Here is an 18,124-nt window from a genome sequence, read left to right on the forward strand (position 1 = left end):
GAGAGCATGCGAACAGAGCACACGGACACCGCGACGGAGGCGTTCGTCGCCCATCGCAACCTGCTGTTCACGGTGGCCTACGAGATGCTCGGCTCGGCCGCCGACGCGGAGGACGTGCTGCAGGAGACCTGGCTGCGCTGGGCGGGCGTCGACCTCGAAACGGTACGGGACCGGCGGGCCTACCTCGTACGGATCACCACCCGGCAGGCGCTGACCCGGCTGCGTGCGCTCGGCCGCCGCAAGGAGTCCTACGTCGGCCCCTGGCTCCCCGAGCCGCTGCTCACCGCACCCGACGTGGCCGAGGACGTCGAGCTCGCCGACAGCGTCTCGATGGCGATGCTGCTGGTGCTGGAGACGCTCGCCCCCACCGAGCGGGCGGTGTTCGTGCTGCGCGAGGTGTTCGGCCTCGAGTACGACGAGATCGCCGGGGCCGTCGACAAGAGACCCGCCGCGGTCCGGCAGATCGCGCACCGGGCGCGGGCGCACGTCGCGGCGCGCCGGCCGCGCGGGCCCGTGTCACCGGCCGAGACGCGGGACGCCCTCGACGCCTTCCGGCGGGCGGTCGAGACGGGCGACCTGCAGGGCCTGCTCGACGTCCTCGCGCCGGACGTCGTCCTCCTGGGCGACGGCGGCGGCATCAAGCAGGCCGTCCTCAGGCCCGTCGTGGGAGCGGACAAGGTGGCCCGCCTGCTGCAGGGCGGGCTGGGCAGGCTCACCGCCGAGGTGTCACTGCGGCCGACGGAGGTCAACGGCCGGCCCGCACTGACCGTCCGGCTCGACGGCGTCCTCGACACCGTCCTCGCGGTGCGCGTCGACGACGGCCTCATCACCGGCCTCTACGCCGTCCGCAACCCCGAGAAGCTGTCGTACATGCGGAGCGAGACCGCCCTGCGCCGCTGAGCGCGGGACGGCCGGCGACGGCGGGTTCAGGGCGCGCCGCGGGACACGGACCCCTCGAGCTCGCCGGCGAGCGTCTCCGCGTCGTACGGCCCGGTGTGCCGCCGGCCGCCGACGAAGAAGGTCGGTGTGCCGCGGGCGCCGCTGGCCTCGGCGCCGGCCGCGTCGGCCCGCACCCGCTCGGCGGTCCCCTCGTCGTCGATGTCCTCGAGGAACCGCGCCACGTCGAGTCCGATCTCGATGGCGTACGCGGCGATGTCCTCGAACTCCAGCCGGTCCTGGTGCTCGTACAGCAGGTCGTGCATCTGCCAGAAGCGCCCCTGCGCGCCGGCGGCGACGGCGGCCCGGGCGGCGAGCACGGCGTGCGGGTGGACGTCGGGGAGCGGCAGGTGCCGGAAGACGTAACGGAACCGGTCGCCGAAGCGCTCCCGCAGCTCCTTGGTGACGCCGGTGGCGCGGGCGCAGTAGGGGCACTCGAAGTCGCCGTACTCCACCAGGGTGAGCGGCGCGTCCGCGGGGCCGACGATGTGGTCCCTGGCCGGGTCGACCGGGCGGTCGAGGACGCGGGGCAGGTCGGCGTCCGTCTCGCCGCGCAGGACGGCGGCGAGGTGGAACGCGAGCCACCCCAGGGCGGTGGCGAGCACGGCGGCCAGCAGGACGCCGACGATCGCCCGGTCGCGCAGGGCCGGGTCGTCGAAGGCCAGGCCGGCGATCAGCAGGGAGACGGTGAAGCCGATCCCGGACAGCACGGCGCCGCCCACGACGTGTCCCGGGCCCACTCCCTGGGGGAGCCTGCCGAGGCGCAGACGGGTGCCGAGCCAGGTCCCGCCCCACACGCCCAGGAGCTTCCCGATCACGAGACCGACGACGACGGCCCAGGTGAGCCGGGAGGACAGGGCGCTGCCCAGGACGCCCCCGCGCAGGTCGATGCCGGCGCCGGCCAGGGCGAACAGCGGGACGACCACATAGCTCGCCCAGGGGTGCAGCATCAGCTGCAGCCGCTCGTTGACCGAGACCGCCCGTTGCAGTCCCACGCGCGCCGACAGCCCCACGTCGGCGCGGGGCGACTGGCGGAAGGCGCGGGCGAGCCGGGTGGCGCGGTCCACCGCCTCGGGCGCGGGGGCGTGGGCGGGGATGAGGAGACCGCCGAGCATGCCGGCGATGGAGGCGTGGAGACCGGACGCGAGGGTGGCGAGCCACAGCGCGAGCACGACGAGGAGGTACGGTGCCGCGCGCCAGGCGCCCAGCGGGGTCAGCGCGGCGAGGACCGCGCAGAGGGCGAGTGCCGCCAGCAGCGGCAGCAGGTGGACCGTGTCCGAGTAGACCAGGCCGATCACGCTGACGGCCACGATGTCGTCGATGACGGTGACGGCCAGCAGGAAGACGCGCAGCTGGGTGACGAACCGGGGCCCCACCACGGCGAGCGCCCCGAGCATGAAGGCCGTGTCGGTGCCGATGACCGTGCCCCAGCCGCCGGCCGCCTCGCCCCGGGGAGCGATCGCCAGGTAGAACAGCGCCGGAACGACCATGCCGCCGACACCGGCCGCGGCCGGGAGCAGGACACGGCGGCGGCCGGCCAGCGAGCCGACCGAGACCTCGTAGCGGACCTCCAGGCCGACGACGAAGAAGAAGAGGGCCATCAGGCCGTCGCTCACCCAGTGCCCCAGGTCCATGGAGAGCTCGGCGTCGCCGAACGACACGGACGCCTCGGTCGCCCAGAGCGACTCGTACCCCCCGGACCAGGGCGAGTTGGCCCATCCCAGGGCCACCACGACGGCCGCCAGGAGCAGCCCGGCGCTGCCCGCTTCGGTGGCCAGGTAGGCGCGTACCGGATCGGCGAGCTGGGCCGCCAGCGAACGCCGCCCGGCCCTGGTCTGGGAGGACGGGCCGTTCTTCGCACGCTTCACGGGTGTCCCCCTTCCTGGCCGCCTGCTCCGTCCGGGCCGGGGCTGTCGGCCCCCACCCGATGGTCGCGTTCCGTCCGCCCGTGGGCATCTGGGGCAACCGCTTGTTGCGCCGTTCGAGTCGTGGGGGAAGCCGGCCGGGCGGGGCGCGGGCGAGCGGGTTCCGGTGGCGCCGCACCACGTCCGCGTACGCCTTCGCGCTCGGCTTCGGGCGCCGCTCGAAGGTCTCCCGGTCGGCCTCGTGCAGCCCGGGCCGGGCGCCGTACCCGAAGATCCACTCGAAGTTGTCCATGAGCGTCCAGTGGCAGTACCCGAGGACGGGCGTCCCCGCGCGCACCTCGGCCACGAGGTGGTCGACGGCGGCGGGGACGAAGGGGCGCGCTGTGCGTCGTCCGGGGTCTGGATGCCGTGCTCGGTGACGAGGACCGGCACCCCGGACACCTCGTGGGCGTAGCGCACGGCGCCGGCGAGGGACGCCGGCTCGATGACGGTGCCCATCCCGTTGCGCTCGCCGTCGGGGCCGTGGACGATCCGCTCGTAGCTCTGCACGCCGATGAAGCCGTCGTGGCGCGCCTCGCGCAGCCTTCACCCGCATGGTGGACTTCGCCCGCCGCTGCACGGGGGCGAGCGGACCTGATCCGGGGGAGCGGTCACCCGGCGGCGGCCGGGCGCCGCCGCAGCTCCTCACTCCCCGACACCCGCCCGGCATCAGCACCGACCGCCCGACGGTGATCCCGGCGTGCGGGACCCCGCCGTCCGGAGCGTCGACCCCGGCGTCCTCACGGGCGCCGCACGCCCGCCGGCAGAGGCCGATCGCCGCGGCGGCGTCCCCGTCGGCGTACGGCGGGGGTTCCCGTGCACGGGGACCGCGCGGGACCGAGGTCGTTTCAGACCGGCTGCCGGACCTGGGCGAGTGCCGAGGAAGTGAGGAGCCGCCCGGGGTCCCCGTGCCCCACCAGTCGCCCCTCACGGAGCAGGAGGCAGGCGTCGGCCGCGCGGGCGGCGTCCAGGTCGTGGGTGGCGTGGACGACGGTCACGCCGTCGCCGACCAGTTCCGTCAGCAGCGTCGCCATGTGCTCCCTGGCCTCGGGATCGAGTCCGGTGGCCGGCTCGTCGAGCAGGAGCAGGTCGGACTCCTGGGCGAGCCCCTGGGCGATGAGGGCGCGCTGTCTCTGTCCACCGGACAACTCCCCGAGTTGACGCCCGGCCAGACCGGCGACGCCCATGCGGTCCATGGCCGCGTCCACCGTGGCGCGGTCCCGCCGGGTCAGCCGGCGCCACGGACCGCGTTCGCCCCAGCGTCCCATCTCCACGGCCTGCCGGACCGTCAGGGGCAGTGCGTCGCCGACGGCGCCGCGCTGCGGGACGAACGCCGGAGGCCGGCCGCCGACATGGCGGAGCTCCCCTGACGTGGGCTGGATCACACCGGCCAGGACACCGAGGAGGGTGGACTTCCCGCTGCCGTTCGGGCCGACGAGTGCGGTGGTGGTCAACGCCGGTATCTCGCACGTGAGTCGATGGAGGACCGGGCGGCCGGCATGGCCCGCGGACAGCTCGGTCAGACGGATGCGGAACGTCGTGTCCCCGGGGGTGGCGGCGAGAGGGCCGGATTTTTTGAACATGATTTTCATTGTAGTGTGCTCGCATGGAGTGGTTGACGGTCCCCTTCGAGGCGACTTTCGTGCAACGCGCCCTGTGGGGCGGGATTCTGGTGTCGGCGATCTGCGCCCTGGCGGGCACCTGGGTGGTGCTGAGGGGGATGGCCTTCCTCGGTGACGCCATGTCGCACGGCCTGCTGCCCGGAGTGGCGCTCGCCGCGCTGCTGGGCGGCAACCTCATGGTGGGGGCGCTGCTGAGCGCGGCGGTCATGACGGCCGGCGTCACCGCGCTCGGCCGCACCCCGCGGCTGTCCCAGGACACCGGCATCGGGCTGCTGTTCGTGGGGATGCTGTCGCTCGGCGTCATCATCGTGTCGCGGTCGCAGTCCTTCGCGGTGGACCTGACCGGCTTCCTCTTCGGCGACGTCCTCGCCGTCCGGGAACAGGACCTGGCGCTGCTGGGAGCGGCCCTCGTCCTGGCCCTGGCCGTCTCGGTCCTCGGCCACCGCGCCTTCCTCGCCCTGGCGTTCGACCCGCGCAAGGCGCGGACGCTCGGGCTGCGTCCGCGCCTGGCCCACGCCGTGCTGCTCGGCCTGCTGGCGCTGGCCATCGTCGCCTCCTTCCACATCGTGGGGACGCTGCTGGTACTGGGCCTGCTCATCGCCCCGCCGGCGGCCGCGCTGCCCTGGGCGCGCGGCGTGCGGGGCGTGATGGTCCTCGCGGCACTGCTCGGCGCGACCGCCACCTTCTTCGGCCTGCTGCTCTCCTGGCACCTGGGCACCGCCGCCGGCGCGACCGTCTCCGCCCTGGCCGTGAGCCTGTTCTTCCTCTCCCACCTGGCGGACGCCGTCCGCCACCGCCGCACACGCCCGGCCGGCATCCGCCCGCCGGCGACCGACTGAGAAAGACCTGAGAGGCGATGTCCTTGTCCGTCCGAAAAAACGTCACTTCTGGGGCGCCGGCCGCGCTCGTGTCCCTCGCGCTGCTCACCGCGGGCTGCGCGGGGCAGGACGACGACGCGTCCTCCCCGAAGGGGGGTTCCACGGCCTCCGCCACTCCGCACGGGTACGTCGAGGGGGCACAGGAGGCGGCCGAACAGCAGTCCCGGCTGGTGCTCAACGACCCGGGCACCGGAGACACCCGGGTACTGGACCTGATCACCGGCAGGACGCACGGGGTGTCCCGGACGGCGGGCGCCGCGGAACTCACCACGGACGGCCGGTTCGGCTACTTCCACACCGCGGACGGCATCCGCGTCCTCGACGGCGGCGCCTGGACGGTGGACCACGGAGACCACGCGCACTACTACCGCGCCGCGATACGCGACGCCGGCAGGTTCCCGGCGGGTCCGGGCGCGCGGGTGCGCGGCGACGCGGCCGTGACCGCGGTGACCGGGGAGGACGGCCGGGCCGTGATCCACCGCCGGGCCGAATCGGAGAAGGGCCGCGCCGGCTCCCCCCGCGCGCTCCCCGGAACGCACGCCGGGGCGGTGGTGCCCTACGCGGAGCACCTGCTGGCCCTCACCGACGACGGGAAGGGCACGCCGAAGGCCGCGGTGTACGACCGTGAGGGCGGGCGCGTCGCGTCCCCGGACGCCGGCTGCGAGGACCCGGCGGGCGACGCCGTCACCCGGCGCGGCGTGGTCTTCGGCTGTGCCGACGGCGCCCTGCTGATCGGCGAGGACGACGGACGCTTCACGGCCGAGAGGATCCCGTACGGCGACGACGTGCCCGCGGGGGAGCGGGCGTCCTCCTTCCGTCATCGCGCGGGCAGCGACACCCTCACCGCACCGGCCGGGGACCGGGCCGTGTGGGTGCTGGACGTCACGGAGCGCGCGTGGACCCGTGTGGAGACCGGCCCCGTGATCGCCGCCAACACCGCGGGGGAGGGCTCCCCGCTGCTCGTCCTGGAGACCGACGGGGCCCTGCACGGCTACGACGTCGCCACCGGCGAGCAGGTGGCCCGGACCGGGCGGCTCCTGACCGGGAACCGGCGGACGGACGCCGGCGGAGGCGGACCCGTGATCGAGGTCGACCGCAGCCGCGCCTACGTCAACGACCCGGAGGGCGGGCGCGTGTACGAGATCGACCACAACGACGGCCTGCGCATCGCCCGCACCTTCGACCTGGACATGGAGCCGGCGCTGATGGCGGAGACCGGACGATGACGGCACCGAGGCGGACCGTCCTGCGGCTGCGCCGCCTGGCGGCGGCCCTGGTCGCCCTCGCCTGCGCGAGTACGGCCACCGCCTGCACGAGCGGCGACGACCGGTCCCGGATCGTGGTGACGACCAACATCCTCGGCGACATCACCCGCGAGATCGTCGGCGACGAGGCCGACGTCACCGTGCTGATGAAGCCCGACGCCGACCCGCACTCCTTCGGCCTGTCGGCGGTGCAGGCCGCCGAACTGGAGAACGCCGACCTGGTGGTCTTCAACGGACTGGGCCTGGAGGAGAACGTACTGCGGCACGTGGAGGCCGCCCGCGCGTCCGGGGTGGCCACCTTCGAGGCCGGTGAGGCGGTGGACCCGCTCACCTTCCGGGCACACGCCGACGGGGGCCCGGAGGAGGCCGGGCAGCCCGACCCGCACTTCTGGACCGACCCCGACCGTGTGCGCAGGGCCGCCGGCCTGATCGCCGACCGGGTGATCGAGAACGTGGACGGCGTGGACGAGGAAGCGGTCCGGGGCAACGCCGAACGGTACGACGCACGCCTCGCGGACCTCACCGCCTGGATGGAGGAGTCCTTCGACCGCATACCCGAGGACGACCGCGCCCTGGTCACCAACCACCACGTCTTCGGCTACCTCGCCGACCGCTTCGGCTTCCGGGTGATCGGCGCGGTGATCCCCAGCGGCACCACCCTGGCCTCGCCCAGCTCCTCCGACCTGCGTTCGCTCACCCGGGCGATGGAGGACGCCGGCGTGCGCACCGTGTTCGCCGACTCCTCCCGGCCCAAGCGGCTGGCCGAGGTCCTGCGCGCCGAACTGGACGACCGGGTCGAGGTCGTCGAGCTGTACTCCGAGTCGCTCACCGCGAAGGGCGAGGGCGCCGACACCTACCTGCGGATGATGCGCGCCAACACCACCGCCGTGACCGAGGGCCTGACCAGCGGCTGAACCCGCGCCACCGCGCCGGGACGGCACGACCGGCCGGCCCCACCCACCACTTGCCACCCACCACACCGACGCCGCGCCCGCGCGGCCGGAAGGGAACACACACAGTGAACAAGCAGATACGCCACAGAGCCGTCTCCGCCACGGCCCTCGCCCTCGCGGCGTCAGCGGTCCTGACCGCCTGCGGGGGAGGGGACGGCGCCTCGTCCGGCACGAAGGCGGCGAAGGCGTCGCCGAGCGCCGCGCCCGCCGCCGACGTCAAGGACCCGCTGGTCGCCACCTTCGACGGGGGCCTGTACATCCTGGACGGCGAGAGCCTGAAGCTCACCAGGACCATCGAGCTGCCCGGCTTCAACCGGGTCAACCCCGCCGGGGACGACGACCACGTCATCGTCTCCACCGACGAGGGCTTCCGCGTCCTCGACGCCGTCGGACAGACCCTCACCGACATCACCTACGAGGGGGCCAAGCCCGGACACGTCGTCCGGCACGCCGGCAAGACGGTGCTCTTCACCGACGGCACCGGAGAGGTCGAGGTCTTCGACCCGGCCGATCTCTCGGCCGGCAGGAAGCCGGAGGGACGCACGTACACCTCCGCCGAGGCGCATCACGGCGTCGCCGTCGCCCTGGGCAACGGCGAGCTCCTCAGCACCCTCGGCACCGAGGAGAAGCGCACCGGCGCCCTCGTCCTGGACGAGAACGACAAGGAGATCGCGCGCAACGAGGACTGCCCCGGAGTCCACGGCGAGGCCGCCGCCCGGGGCGAGGCCGTCGCCGTGGGCTGCGAGGACGGCGTCCTGATCTACAAGGACGGGGAGTTCACCAAGGTCGACGCCCCCGACGACTACGGCCGCATCGGCAACCAGGCGGGCAGCGACGCGTCGCCGGTCCTCCTGGGCGACTACAAGACCGACCCGGACGCCGAACTGGAAAGGCCCACCCGCGTCTCCCTCATCGACACCCGGACCGCGAAGCTGCGCCTCGTCGACCTCGGCACCAGCTACTCGTTCCGCTCGCTGGGCCGCGGACCGCACGGCGAGGCACTCGTCCTCGGTACGAACGGCGCCCTGCACGTCATCGATCCCGAGACCGGCGAGGTGGAGAAGGAGATCCCCGTCGTCGACGCGTGGCAGGAGCCCCTCGACTGGCAGCAGCCCCGGCCCACCCTCTTCGTCCGCGACCACACCGCGTACGTCTCCGAACCGGGCAAGCGGAGGCTCCACGCCGTCGACATCGAGACCGGCGGGAAACTGACGTCGGTGACCCTGCCGAAGAGCACGAACGAGCTCTCCGGCGTCGTCGCCGGCCACTGACACCCGGCTCGCCACCACCACCGCGCACCCGGCCCGCCGGCCCGGCCGGGTGCCGCGGTCCACCCGGAGGCCCCGCTCCCGGTGTCCGGTTGTCGCCCGTACGTGGTAAACGCCTGGACCGGCGCCCTCGTCCGGCGGAAGACTTCCGGGTGCCGACCTCCGGGAGTGTGATGGCGACAACAGATACGCAGGCACCGGGCAGGAGCGCGGTCGTTCTCGCGCTGCGCCTCTACGGCCGGGAACTGTCACGACTGCGGCGGCTGGCCCTGCCCGCGGTGCTGCTGCCGGCCGTGGGCAACATCGGCATCCGCTACGTCGCGCCCCTGATGGTCGCCAAACTCGCGGGGCAGGCCGCCGGCGACGGTGATCTCACCCTCGCCTCGGCGCTGCCCTACGTGCTGGGCTTCGGTGCGGCGCTGCTGCTCGCCGAGACCGTGTGGCGGATCGGGCAGCACTGCCTGAACCGGGTGGGGGCCCTCGGCATGGAGCACCTGTACGTGCTCGGCATGGACGAACTCCTCGCCAAGGACGCCGCGTTCTTCCACGACAACTTCTCCGGCTCCCTGACCAAACGGGTGCTGAGCTTCGGCAGGCGCTTCGAGGACTTCGTCGACACGATGACGTACCGGATCGTGGGCAGCCTCGTGCCGCTGGTGTTCGGCGCCGTCGTGCTCTGGCACTACGAACCGCTGCTCGTCGCCGGTCTCCTCCTGATGATCGCGCTGACCGTGGCGGGCGCCGCACCCCTCATCCGCCGCCGGCAGGCGCTCGTCCACGACCGTGAGGCGGCGATCGCCCGGGTCTCCGGCCACGTCGCCGACAGTCTCACGAACATGGAGACCATCCGGGCGTTCGCGGCCGAGCGGCGGGAGGCCGAGGAACACCGCAGCCGTGTCGCGGAGTCCCGGCGCCTGACGCTGAGGTCGTGGGACTACGGCAACCTGCGCGTCGACACCCTGGTCGCCCCCATGTCCGTGCTGACCAACGTGCTGGGCCTGCTGGTCGCCGTCGCCTTCGGCGGCCCGGGCCAGGGGGTGGAGGAGATCGTCGTCGCGTTCACCTACTACTCCAACGCGACCCAGATCATGTTCGAGTTCAACCAGATCTACCGGCGGCTGGAGAGCTCGATGACCGAGGCCGCGCAGTTCACGGAGCTGCTGCTGGACCCGCCCACCGTGCTCGACCCGGCGGAACCCGAACCGCTCGCACCGCGGGACACCGGCATCCGCTTCGAGGCGGTGACCTTCGCCCACGCCGGTGCGAAACCGATCTTCCAGGACCTGGACCTGGACGTGCCGGCGGGTGCGCGGATCGGCCTGGTCGGCAGGTCCGGCGGCGGCAAGACCACCCTCACCCGGCTCCTGCTGCGGATGTCGGACATCGAGGGCGGACGCCTCCTGATCGGCGGCCAGGACATCAGCCGGCTGCGCCAGGCCGACCTGCGCTCACTGATCGCCTACGTCCCGCAGGAACCCGCGATGTTCCACCGCAGCCTGCGGGACAACATCGCCTTCGCCCGGCCCGGCGCCACCGACGCGGAGATCCGCGCGGCGGCCGCGGCCGCGCACGTCACGGAGTTCGCCGAGCAGCTCCCCGAGGGCTTCGCCACCCTGGTGGGGGAGCGGGGAGTGAAGCTCTCGGGCGGCCAGCGCCAACGGGTCGCCCTCGCCAGGGCGGTCCTTCGCGACGCCCCGATCCTGCTGCTCGACGAGGCGACCAGTGCGCTGGACTCGGAGAGCGAACTCCTCGTCCAGGACGCCCTGTGGCGGCTGATGGACGGGCGTACGGCCCTCGTCGTCGCCCACCGCCTGAGCACCGTCGCCGGGATGGACCGCCTCGTCGTCCTCGACCGGGGAAACGTCGTCGAGCAGGGTACGCACGGGGAGCTGCTCGCCGCGGACGGCGCCTACGCCAAGCTGTGGCGGCACCAGTCGGGCGGCTTCCTCGGCGAGAGCGCCGATCCGGCCCCCGGCGACGCTCCACCCGCGGCCGGCCCCACCGGGCTGCCGGGACCGGCCGGACCGCCGCCGGACCGGGAGGCGTCACCCGGGGCCCGCACATGACCGGGCCCGCACGACCGGGCCCGCACGACCGGGCCCGCACGACCGGGCCCGCACGACCGGGCCCGCACGACCGGGCCGGCTCCCGGCCGTCACCGGGCGGCCGGCTCCGTGGGTGTGGTTCACCCACCCTCCAGGATGGTGGGCGACCGCCGCCGGGCCCTAGCGTTGTCCGCATGGAGATCGACGAACGGCCCGGCCCCGACACCTCGCTGAAGGACTTCCTGCGGGCCCGGCGCGCCCAGTTGCTGCCCGAGGACGTCGGGCTGCCCACCTCCGGACGGCGACGTGTGCCGGGACTGCGCCGCGAGGAGGTGGCGCTGCTCGCGGGAATGAGCACCGATTACTACATGCGCATCGAGCAGGGCCGTGAACGAAGGCCGTCGGCCCAGGTGGTGGAGGCGCTCGTGAAGGCGCTGGGCCTCGACGAGGAGTCCGCGGGGCATCTGCGCCGGCTGGCGCACACCGCGGGACGGCCGGCGAGGCGTACCCGGCGCGCCGAGCGGGTCGATCCGCACCTGCGGGGCCTCCTCGAACGCTGGGACGACCTCCCCGCCTTCGTCCTCGGACACTCCCTCGACGTCCTGGCCGCCAACCCCCTGGCCGCGGCCCTGCACAGGGACTTCACCCTCCGCGGCAACCTCGCGCACATGGCCTTCCTCGACCCCGTCGCGCGGCGCTTCTACCGGCAGTGGGACCGGACGGCCGACATGGTCGTCGCGGAACTGCGCAAGGCCACGGGCGTGGATCCCGACGACCCGCGCCTGAAGGAGGTGGTCGGCGAACTGTCCGTCAAGAGCCCGGCCTTCCGCGAGCTCTGGGCGCGGCACCACGTGCACGGCAAGACCGGCGGCTCCAAGCTGCTCCACCACTCCGACGTGGGCGATCTCGACCTGCACTACGAGTGCTTCACCGTCAACCGGGCGCCCGGACAGCAACTCGTCATCTACCAGGCCGACCCCGGCAGTCGGTCCCATGACGCCCTGAAGCTGCTGGGCACGCTGGACGCCACCCCCTTCCGGCCCGACCGGCCGGCCGCGCCCGTCCCGTCCCGCTCCCCGCGGCCCGGGGGAGGGGACGCGCACGACGGGTGACGACCGGGGCGGCCGCGATCAGCCCTCCACCCAGCCGTGGCTCCTGCCGAGCTCCACCAGCCGTCGGCGGAGCCGCGTGATCTGTTCCCCCGTCAGTGAGGGGGCCGTGCCCAGCATGAGCTCCGTGAGCTCACCGGTGTACTCCGCGACGGTGAGCACGTCGCACGTGGGCTCCTCGCCCGCCGGGAACCCGGAGGCGGGCTCCCGCGCGGGCGGAGCCGTCCGGGGCCGCCCCCCGTGCGGTGACGCCGTGGTCGCGGGTGCCCTCTCGGTGAGCTGGACGGACGACGCCTTGGGCCCGCGGTCGCCCTCCTCGATCTCGAACGTGACCCATGTCCCGGAACGCACGCAGGACTCCGGAATCAGCAGGTCGTTGGCGTGCAGGAAGACGTCTTCCCCGCCGTGCTCGGGAGCGATGAACCCGTAGCCCCGCACCCCGTCGAAACGAATGACCCTGCCTACCGCCATCTCGACCCCACCCACGTCCTCGAACGCCTTCCGGAACAGCCGCACCCACATTAACCGCGTCTCCCACCCGGGCCCGCATCGTGAGCGGGTGTCCCGGGGAGTGCGGCGGGCGGGGACGTGATGAGCAGGGGACGCCGTTCCTCGGGACCGGCCCGTGGAGCGGGTACGCCTCGAGGGTGAAGCGGACCCCGGCTCCCTCGCCCGGTCCCTCCACCGAGCCCTGCGGGCGGATCAGCCGGACTCGTACGCCAGGACCGTCGCCTGCACCCGGTCGCGCAGCCGCAGCTTCGTGAGCAGTGCGTTGACGTGTGACGTGACCGTGCCGGGCGTCGCGCCGAGCCGCTCCCCGACCTCGGCGCCGGTCAGGCCGGAGGCGACCGGCAGCAGCACCTCCCGCTCGCGCGGGGTGAGCTGGGCGAGCAGGCCGGACGGCTCCGGGGGGGCCTCAGGGACGGGAGACGCTGCCGAGCGCGTCACGGGCGCCGGGCTCATGCCGCCGCGGCCGACGTGGCGGCGATGGCGGTGTCGACACGGGCGTGGACGACCAGACGGGTGCAGCCGGTGTCCGCCCCGGCCATGAGCGTGCGCCGCGCCGGGGCGCTGTGGGTGGCCACGGAGATCAGGACGCCGAGGGGGCCGCACAGACGGTGCGCCCGCAGGGCCTGGCCGACCACCGCGTCACCCGGGAGGGGGCCGTCCAGAACGATCACGACGGGCATCGGCCTGTACACGTGGATCAGGTCGCTGATCGCCTCGGCGCATTCGGGCCGGTCCTCCGTGCCGGGGTCGCCGTCCACCGTGATGACGAGTACGCCCTGCTCGAGCCGATAGGACAGCATCACGCCCCGGTTCTCCGGTTCCGCCTTGAATACGGGTACCCGGAACGGTTCGCCGAACGCTTCCCATATGGCTCAATTGTTCGACAGTGCATCCGCCGGTGGGACCCTTCCCCCGGCGGAGCACCCGGTCGCGTCGTCCTGCCCGCCCGTGCTCAGGCGCGCTGCGAGTCGTCGGCGCCGGAGCGCCGGGCGGCGCGACGTCGCAGGCGCAGCGGCAGCACGTACCAGCAGAGGCCGAACCACAGCATGACCGCGCCGACGAGTATCTCGGCGAGGACGCCGGGGACCACGACACGGAGGATCAGCAGGAGCGTGCAGCCGATGGTCAGCGCGAGGAGGACCATGCCGCACATCATCAGGCGGCCGGCGGACTCCACCACTTCGTCCTTCATGCGCTGGCCGGACAGGAACCGGTGGATGGAGACGGGGGCTATGAGCGATCCCGTGGCCGCCGCGCCGAGCACCACGGTGGTGACGTAGACGACGCGGTCGAACGTCTCCAGTTCCCGGAACATCGGGGTGAAGGCCACACTGAGCAGGAACCCGAAGAGGATCTGCACGCCGGTCTGAGTGACCCGCGTCTCCTGCAGGATCTCGTTCCAGCGGCGGTTGACCCGTTCCCGCGCCGTCTCGGGTGCTTCGGCACCGGATCCCGGGCTGTGACTGTCGTGGTGCGCGCAGCAGGCGGTGCCTTCCCCCGCCGTTTCGGCCGGCTGCTCCGTCATGGTCATGGCGTCCTCCAAATCCCAGGCAGACCGATTGCCCCGTCCGGATCACTTCCATGCAGGTCATGGGCCGGAGGAGGCCGGCCCGGTCACGGCGGGCGGTCTGCGAGCGCTTCGGAGGGGCCGGGGCCGTCGCCCTCCGTCAGGGAACGGCCGGTGCCGGACCGGGGCCCTCGCCGCACTCCGCGCGGCCCGGCGAGGTCCGTGCGGAGTGCGGGCGTACCCCCTGTGACCAGTGGTTCCGTCCGGCGTATGACGTCAGGCGCACCGCGTGTGACCGGCGGAACCGGTCCGGGCCCCGCCCGTGCGGTGCCGCCGACGGACGGGGCCTCGTACCCGGTCGCTCACGGCCGGGGGTTGGTGCGCTGCCACCGGGGGCGGGCGTCGCTGCCGCGGCGCCCCGCGACGGAGGCGCAGCGGGGGCACACGCGCCGGACACGGTCCGCCGCACCCCCGGATTCGGGGAAGGTGTCCTGCCAGACCACATGCGGGAAGCGGACCAGTTCCGAGCGGCTCAGGGACAACCCGCAGACGGTCTGGTTCAGGCCCGGCTCCCAGGCGTGCACCTCACCCGCGGGCAGCCGACGGCGGACCTCCTCCTGCTCCGTCCACTGTCCGGTGGCGGCCACGGCGTACCGCTTCGTGCGTGTCATGGTGTTCCCTCCTGGCTGTCCGGAGTACCCGGACCGCCGCACACCACGCCGGACGCACGCCGCCCGCGGACGCCGGCCCGCGGCGGCACGGTTCCGCTCCGCGATCGGTGTGCCGCGTCAAGCGGTTTCAACCGCCGGTCGGGGGCACTCGCTGTCCGCGCCCGTGTATCAGCCCACCGCCGGAGGCCGGCAGATGATCGACGAAGCCCACGTCAGGGAACTCCGAGACGCTACGAACGACGGCGCCGCGCTCGTGCTGCTGGAGGGCAGGGCCCGGGTGGTCGACAGCCCCTCGGGCGAGGAGGGCGGCCCGGAGGGAGCACTTGTGGTGATCAGCAAGCGGGAGCTGTCGGACCGGCTGGGCGCGGCGCCGACCGGCCGTGAGCTGCGTGAACTCGCGCAGACCCTCACCGATACGGTCGGCAAGCTGGGCGCCTGAAGGCTCTTCCGGCACCGGCGAGGGCCGGAGCGGCGTTTCCGGCGAACGAAGGGGGAGTCCCGCCCGGCCGTCCTCACCGGTCACACGGCCACGGGGCGGGCGGTGACGTCACCACGTCCGCGGCAGCAGCGGAGCGGAATCCCCGGCGGCCGCGCGGCGCACGAGCGCGGCAGCGATCTCGCGGAGTTTGACGTTGGAGCGCTGGGAGATCCCGACCAGGATCTGGAAGGCGTCGTCCGGGGCGCAGCGGCGTTCGGCCTGGACGATGCCGATGGCCTGGTCGATCACCGCACGCGACGCGAGGGCCTGGCGCAACTGGCCGGCCTCCTGCTCCAGGCGCTCCAGCCGGCCCCGTTCCTCCTCGGTGCGGGCGAGGTAGCGGACGAACCGGCTCTGCGCCTCGGCGTCGTGGGCGGCGGGCGTTTCGGTGCGTTCGTAGGCCTGGAGGATCCGCCGCAGCTTCCTGCGGACGTCGGTCACGTCCTCCACGTGGTGCACGAGCCCCACCAGAGCGCCCTCGGAGTCCAGCATCGGGCTGTTGACCGGGCTCCAGAACTTCTCCGTGAAGCCGGTGGGGGAGTCCTTCCACGGTATGTCGTACCTCTGGACGCGCATGGTGTCGGGGGCGCGGTCGCGCATGACGCGCCGCAGCGACTCGCCGAGTCTCGCCACGCCGTCGGCGCGGGGGTCGTGCGGGTTGTCCGGGAACGCCTCGAACATGTACCGGCCCGTCAGCTCGTCCGGTTCCCGCCGTGTGATGCGCGCATAGGCGTGGTTCACTTCCTGGATCCGCAGGTCGGTGCGGAGGATCACCATGGGGGCGGGCGAGCCGAAGAACGCGGCCTCGAAATCAGCGGTGCGGGATGCGGGCGTCGGCATGGCACCGCTTGTACCCGATGTCGAGATGTCGACACTCGTGCGGTGGGGGAGCGCGCACGGCGGGCGGAGCCGTCCGGCGTGCGGACGGGCCGGGTCAGCTCCCGCCCCGGCGGGCCGCGGTGCGGATCGCCAGTTCGGCCTCCGCCAGACCGTCGATCAAGGCCGGGTCCCCGAGCCCCGGTACGCACACCACCTCGCCGGCGTCCAGCGCGGCCAGTGACGCGTCGACGACCTGGTCCACCGGCATGCCGCCGTCCTCGTGCACGGACTGCTCCCGTCCGGGGACGGGAGCGTCACCGCGCGACCGGTGGAACTCGGTGGCGGTCAGCCCGGGGCACAGCACCTGGATCCGCAGCGGTGTGCCGGCCAGTTCGGCGGCGAGCGTGCGGGTGAAGGTGACCACGTAGCCCTTGGTGCCGCCGTACACCGCGCGCTCGGGCAGCGGGTGCGGCGGCAGCGCGCCCGCGAAGGCCAGCTGCGAGGCCACGTTGACCACGGTGCCGCCCCCGCGTTCCAGCATGGCCGGGACCGCGGCCCGGGTGAGCGCGGTGACGGCGAGGACGTTGATGCCGAGGACCTTCGCCATGAGTTCCGGTTCGAGTCCGGCGAACGGGCCGTAGCCGTTGATCCCCGCGTTGTTGAGGAGGAACCCGATGTCGTCGCCCGCCGCCCGCCGCACCACCCCCGCCAGGTCGCCGGGCTCGGACAGGTCGGCCACGAGGGTCTCCACCGTGGTGTCCGTCGCCTCGCGCAGTCGCCGCGCGAGGTCGTCGAGCCGGTGCGCCCTTCTGGCCACGAGGACGGTGTCCCACCCGTGGGAGGCCAGACGCGAGGCGTAGGCCGCGCCGATGCCGGAGGAGGCCCCCGTCACCAGGGCCGTGCCACGTCGTGTGCTCACTCGTACGTCGCCTTCCGCGTCGGCGGTCTGTGCGTGCCGTGGTCGACGGCAGGTACTCCGAGTGAACGCCCCGCCCGTGGACGAAACCATCCGGGAGCGGCCGTCCGGGCACGGGACGCCGCCCGCCGCCTCCGCGGGGCCCACGGGCCGCCCGCGGGCGCGGCGGCGGAGGGGAACGCGCAGCGGGCCGTGCGGTGCTGTTCGCGGGCGACCGGATCGGTTCGCCGGCGGGCGGCGAAGGCGCGGACCCGGACGGCGTTCCGGAACGACACGTGCGTGCCGAGCGGCGTCGCGGGCGACCGGCCGCGGCGACTCGCGGGTGTGGCCCTGTTCCCGGCCCCGGGCCCGTCGGACCTCCCCACCGGGGCGGACGTCACTGGTCGCCCGAGCGGCGCGGTGTTGTCATGGGGAGGGAAGGCGGCGTGTACGAGTCGGCGTACCGCACGGGGTCCGCCCGGGCGGTCCGGCCGCGGCCGCCCCGTCGCGACGCGGAGGAGGCCGACGCCATGCTGCACCGCCGCACGGTCGGGGACGTGATGACCGAGGAGGTCGTCACCCTCCGTCCCACCACACCGCTCCAGGAGGTCGCGGTCCTGCTGGACGCGAACGACATCGTCGCGGCACCGGTCGTCGACGACGACGGAGCCCCCGTCGGCGTCGTGTCCGCGTCCGACGTGCTGCGGCACGAAACCGGCACGCCCGATCCGCAGGGGCAGGACGGGGACGACGAGCACGCCTGGGGCAAGGCCCGGGCACGGACCGCGGGCGCGCTCATGAGCAGCCCCGTCTTCACCGCCCGCGCCGACTGGACGATCCCCCGGGCCGCGCGGGAGCTGCGCAGGCGGCACGTCAAGCAGCTGCCGGTGGTCGGTGACGAGGGACTCCTCACCGGCATCGTCACCCGCAGCGACCTGCTCGACGCCTTCATCCGCCCGGACGCCGAGATCCGCGACGAGGTCGAGCGGGACGTCCTGGGACGCATCCTCGGCCTGGAGGAGGGTGCCGTCGCCGTCGAGGTCCAGGACGGTGTCGTCACCCTTCGGGGACACGTCCCGGGACCGCGTCTCGTTCCGGTGGTCGCGGGCCTCTGCCAGGGCGTCGACGGTGTCGTCGCCGTGGACACCCGGCTGTCCGTCGACCGACCCGGCTAGGGCCTCTCGTTTGGATCAGGTCGGCCGCGACCGACGGTGCGTCGTGGCCGACCCGAGCGGGGCTTGGTGCGTGCAGATGCAAGGCGGAG

The 18,124-nt window shown here is 73.7% G+C and carries 19 protein-coding genes and 1 pseudogene; 10 read left to right on the top strand and 10 right to left on the bottom strand.

All coding sequences use genetic code 11. The annotated features are described in order from the left end of the window. Positions 1 to 6 precede the first annotated feature (6 nt). Positions 7 to 900, top strand: a complete 894-nt coding sequence (locus ABTY20_RS25095) for an RNA polymerase sigma-70 factor (RefSeq protein ID WP_351999303.1) — start codon at positions 7 to 9, stop codon at positions 898 to 900. Between the two features lie 26 nt (positions 901 to 926). Here the strand turns inward: ABTY20_RS25095 and nhaA are convergent, their stop codons facing one another. Both nhaA and ABTY20_RS25105 read right to left on the bottom strand, forming a co-directional pair. Then, a complete protein-coding gene (nhaA, locus tag ABTY20_RS25100) occupies positions 927 to 2,804 on the bottom strand; it encodes a Na+/H+ antiporter NhaA (protein WP_351999304.1) in 1,878 nt (625 codons plus the stop codon). A gap of 223 nt (positions 2,805 to 3,027) precedes the next feature. Further along, a pseudogene (locus ABTY20_RS25105) lies at positions 3,028 to 3,093 on the bottom strand (hypothetical protein); the annotation flags it as partial. Between the two features lie 9 nt (positions 3,094 to 3,102). On the opposite strand from ABTY20_RS25105, the gene ABTY20_RS25110 reads away from it, so the two are divergent. Beyond that, positions 3,103 to 3,255 (top strand): hypothetical protein, encoded by a 153-nt coding sequence (locus ABTY20_RS25110; protein WP_351999305.1) that lies wholly within the window; start codon positions 3,103 to 3,105, stop codon positions 3,253 to 3,255. Positions 3,256 to 3,688: 433 nt separating this feature from the next. On the opposite strand, the gene aztA is transcribed toward ABTY20_RS25110, so the two are convergent. Continuing rightward, positions 3,689 to 4,432 (bottom strand): zinc ABC transporter ATP-binding protein AztA, encoded by a 744-nt coding sequence (aztA, locus tag ABTY20_RS25115; RefSeq protein ID WP_351999306.1) that lies wholly within the window; start codon positions 4,430 to 4,432, stop codon positions 3,689 to 3,691. 14 nt (positions 4,433 to 4,446) lie between these two features. On the opposite strand from aztA, the gene aztB reads away from it, so the two are divergent. From aztB to ABTY20_RS25145, 6 genes are all read left to right on the top strand, one after another. Beyond that, entirely contained in the window at positions 4,447 to 5,301 is an 855-nt protein-coding gene (gene aztB / locus ABTY20_RS25120) for a zinc ABC transporter permease AztB (RefSeq protein ID WP_351999307.1), read from the top strand. Positions 5,302 to 5,318: 17 nt separating this feature from the next. Then, the gene (locus ABTY20_RS25125) at positions 5,319 to 6,566 is read left to right on the top strand and encodes a hypothetical protein (protein ID WP_351999308.1); all 1,248 of its coding nucleotides are present in this window, start codon (positions 5,319 to 5,321) and stop codon (positions 6,564 to 6,566) included. Further along, positions 6,563 to 7,519 carry a zinc ABC transporter substrate-binding protein AztC gene (gene aztC / locus ABTY20_RS25130; protein WP_351999309.1) on the top strand — a complete coding sequence of 319 codons (957 nt, stop codon included), beginning with the start codon at positions 6,563 to 6,565 and terminating at the stop codon, positions 7,517 to 7,519. The genes ABTY20_RS25125 and aztC overlap by 4 nt, the downstream gene beginning before the upstream one ends. 104 nt (positions 7,520 to 7,623) lie before the next feature. Continuing rightward, entirely contained in the window at positions 7,624 to 8,829 is a 1,206-nt protein-coding gene (gene aztD / locus ABTY20_RS25135; RefSeq protein ID WP_351999310.1) for a zinc metallochaperone AztD, read from the top strand. A gap of 170 nt (positions 8,830 to 8,999) precedes the next feature. Continuing rightward, positions 9,000 to 10,892, top strand: a complete 1,893-nt coding sequence (locus ABTY20_RS25140; protein ID WP_351999311.1) for an ABC transporter ATP-binding protein — start codon at positions 9,000 to 9,002, stop codon at positions 10,890 to 10,892. 173 nt (positions 10,893 to 11,065) lie between these two features. Beyond that, complete coding sequence (locus ABTY20_RS25145; protein WP_351999312.1) at positions 11,066 to 11,983, top strand: helix-turn-helix domain-containing protein; 918 nt, start codon at positions 11,066 to 11,068, stop codon at positions 11,981 to 11,983. Between the two features lie 18 nt (positions 11,984 to 12,001). Here the strand turns inward: ABTY20_RS25145 and ABTY20_RS25150 are convergent, their stop codons facing one another. The 5 genes from ABTY20_RS25150 to ABTY20_RS25170 all read right to left on the bottom strand — a co-directional run bounded on the left by ABTY20_RS25150 (position 12,002) and on the right by ABTY20_RS25170 (position 14,668). Next, the gene (locus tag ABTY20_RS25150; protein WP_351999319.1) at positions 12,002 to 12,451 is read right to left on the bottom strand and encodes a cold-shock protein; all 450 of its coding nucleotides are present in this window, start codon (positions 12,449 to 12,451) and stop codon (positions 12,002 to 12,004) included. A gap of 231 nt (positions 12,452 to 12,682) precedes the next feature. Then, a complete protein-coding gene (locus tag ABTY20_RS25155; protein ID WP_502991879.1) occupies positions 12,683 to 12,928 on the bottom strand; it encodes a response regulator transcription factor in 246 nt (81 codons plus the stop codon). A gap of 11 nt (positions 12,929 to 12,939) precedes the next feature. Beyond that, positions 12,940 to 13,290: a hypothetical protein gene (locus ABTY20_RS25160; RefSeq protein ID WP_351999320.1), complete on the bottom strand. Its 351-nt coding sequence runs from the start codon at positions 13,288 to 13,290 to the stop codon at positions 12,940 to 12,942. Positions 13,291 to 13,442: 152 nt separating this feature from the next. Further along, positions 13,443 to 14,021, bottom strand: coding sequence for a DUF6328 family protein (locus tag ABTY20_RS25165; protein WP_351999313.1), 579 nt, complete (start codon positions 14,019 to 14,021; stop codon positions 13,443 to 13,445). Positions 14,022 to 14,359: 338 nt separating this feature from the next. Then, a complete protein-coding gene (locus ABTY20_RS25170; protein ID WP_351999314.1) occupies positions 14,360 to 14,668 on the bottom strand; it encodes a hypothetical protein in 309 nt (102 codons plus the stop codon). A gap of 193 nt (positions 14,669 to 14,861) precedes the next feature. Here ABTY20_RS25170 and ABTY20_RS25175 point away from each other — a divergent pair, with 193 nt between their 5' ends. Further along, complete coding sequence (locus tag ABTY20_RS25175; protein WP_351999315.1) at positions 14,862 to 15,107, top strand: hypothetical protein; 246 nt, start codon at positions 14,862 to 14,864, stop codon at positions 15,105 to 15,107. A 108-nt stretch (positions 15,108 to 15,215) separates the two neighbouring features. Here the strand turns inward: ABTY20_RS25175 and ABTY20_RS25180 are convergent, their stop codons facing one another. Both ABTY20_RS25180 and ABTY20_RS25185 read right to left on the bottom strand, forming a co-directional pair. After that, entirely contained in the window at positions 15,216 to 15,986 is a 771-nt protein-coding gene (locus ABTY20_RS25180; RefSeq protein ID WP_351999316.1) for an ANTAR domain-containing protein, read from the bottom strand. Between the two features lie 94 nt (positions 15,987 to 16,080). Further along, positions 16,081 to 16,884 (bottom strand): SDR family NAD(P)-dependent oxidoreductase, encoded by an 804-nt coding sequence (locus ABTY20_RS25185; protein ID WP_351999317.1) that lies wholly within the window; start codon positions 16,882 to 16,884, stop codon positions 16,081 to 16,083. Between the two features lie 404 nt (positions 16,885 to 17,288). Here ABTY20_RS25185 and ABTY20_RS25190 point away from each other — a divergent pair, with 404 nt between their 5' ends. Then, positions 17,289 to 18,035 carry a CBS domain-containing protein gene (locus ABTY20_RS25190; RefSeq protein WP_351999318.1) on the top strand — a complete coding sequence of 249 codons (747 nt, stop codon included), beginning with the start codon at positions 17,289 to 17,291 and terminating at the stop codon, positions 18,033 to 18,035. Positions 18,036 to 18,124: the final 89 nt, after the last annotated feature.

Origin of the sequence: Streptomyces sp. NPDC126497 (genome assembly GCF_040302425.1) — a bacterium.
Classification (GTDB): domain Bacteria; phylum Actinomycetota; class Actinomycetes; order Streptomycetales; family Streptomycetaceae; genus Streptomyces.

Coding starts and splice junctions, on each gene's coding strand:
- ABTY20_RS25125 (WP_351999308.1), top strand. CDS start 5,319: ATGTCCTTGTCCGTCCGAAAAAACGTCACTTCTGGGGCGCCGGCCGCG.
- ABTY20_RS25095 (WP_351999303.1), top strand. CDS start 7: ATGCGAACAGAGCACACGGACACCGCGACGGAGGCGTTCGTCGCCCAT.
- ABTY20_RS25160 (WP_351999320.1), bottom strand. CDS start 13,290: ATGCTGTCCTATCGGCTCGAGCAGGGCGTACTCGTCATCACGGTGGAC.
- aztB (WP_351999307.1), top strand. CDS start 4,447: ATGGAGTGGTTGACGGTCCCCTTCGAGGCGACTTTCGTGCAACGCGCC.
- aztC (WP_351999309.1), top strand. CDS start 6,563: ATGACGGCACCGAGGCGGACCGTCCTGCGGCTGCGCCGCCTGGCGGCG.
- ABTY20_RS25140 (WP_351999311.1), top strand. CDS start 9,000: ATGGCGACAACAGATACGCAGGCACCGGGCAGGAGCGCGGTCGTTCTC.
- ABTY20_RS25170 (WP_351999314.1), bottom strand. CDS start 14,668: ATGACACGCACGAAGCGGTACGCCGTGGCCGCCACCGGACAGTGGACG.
- ABTY20_RS25180 (WP_351999316.1), bottom strand. CDS start 15,986: ATGCCGACGCCCGCATCCCGCACCGCTGATTTCGAGGCCGCGTTCTTC.
- ABTY20_RS25165 (WP_351999313.1), bottom strand. CDS start 14,021: ATGACCATGACGGAGCAGCCGGCCGAAACGGCGGGGGAAGGCACCGCC.
- ABTY20_RS25145 (WP_351999312.1), top strand. CDS start 11,066: ATGGAGATCGACGAACGGCCCGGCCCCGACACCTCGCTGAAGGACTTC.
- ABTY20_RS25150 (WP_351999319.1), bottom strand. CDS start 12,451: ATGGCGGTAGGCAGGGTCATTCGTTTCGACGGGGTGCGGGGCTACGGG.
- ABTY20_RS25190 (WP_351999318.1), top strand. CDS start 17,289: ATGGGGAGGGAAGGCGGCGTGTACGAGTCGGCGTACCGCACGGGGTCC.
- ABTY20_RS25175 (WP_351999315.1), top strand. CDS start 14,862: ATGATCGACGAAGCCCACGTCAGGGAACTCCGAGACGCTACGAACGAC.
- aztA (WP_351999306.1), bottom strand. CDS start 4,432: ATGAAAATCATGTTCAAAAAATCCGGCCCTCTCGCCGCCACCCCCGGG.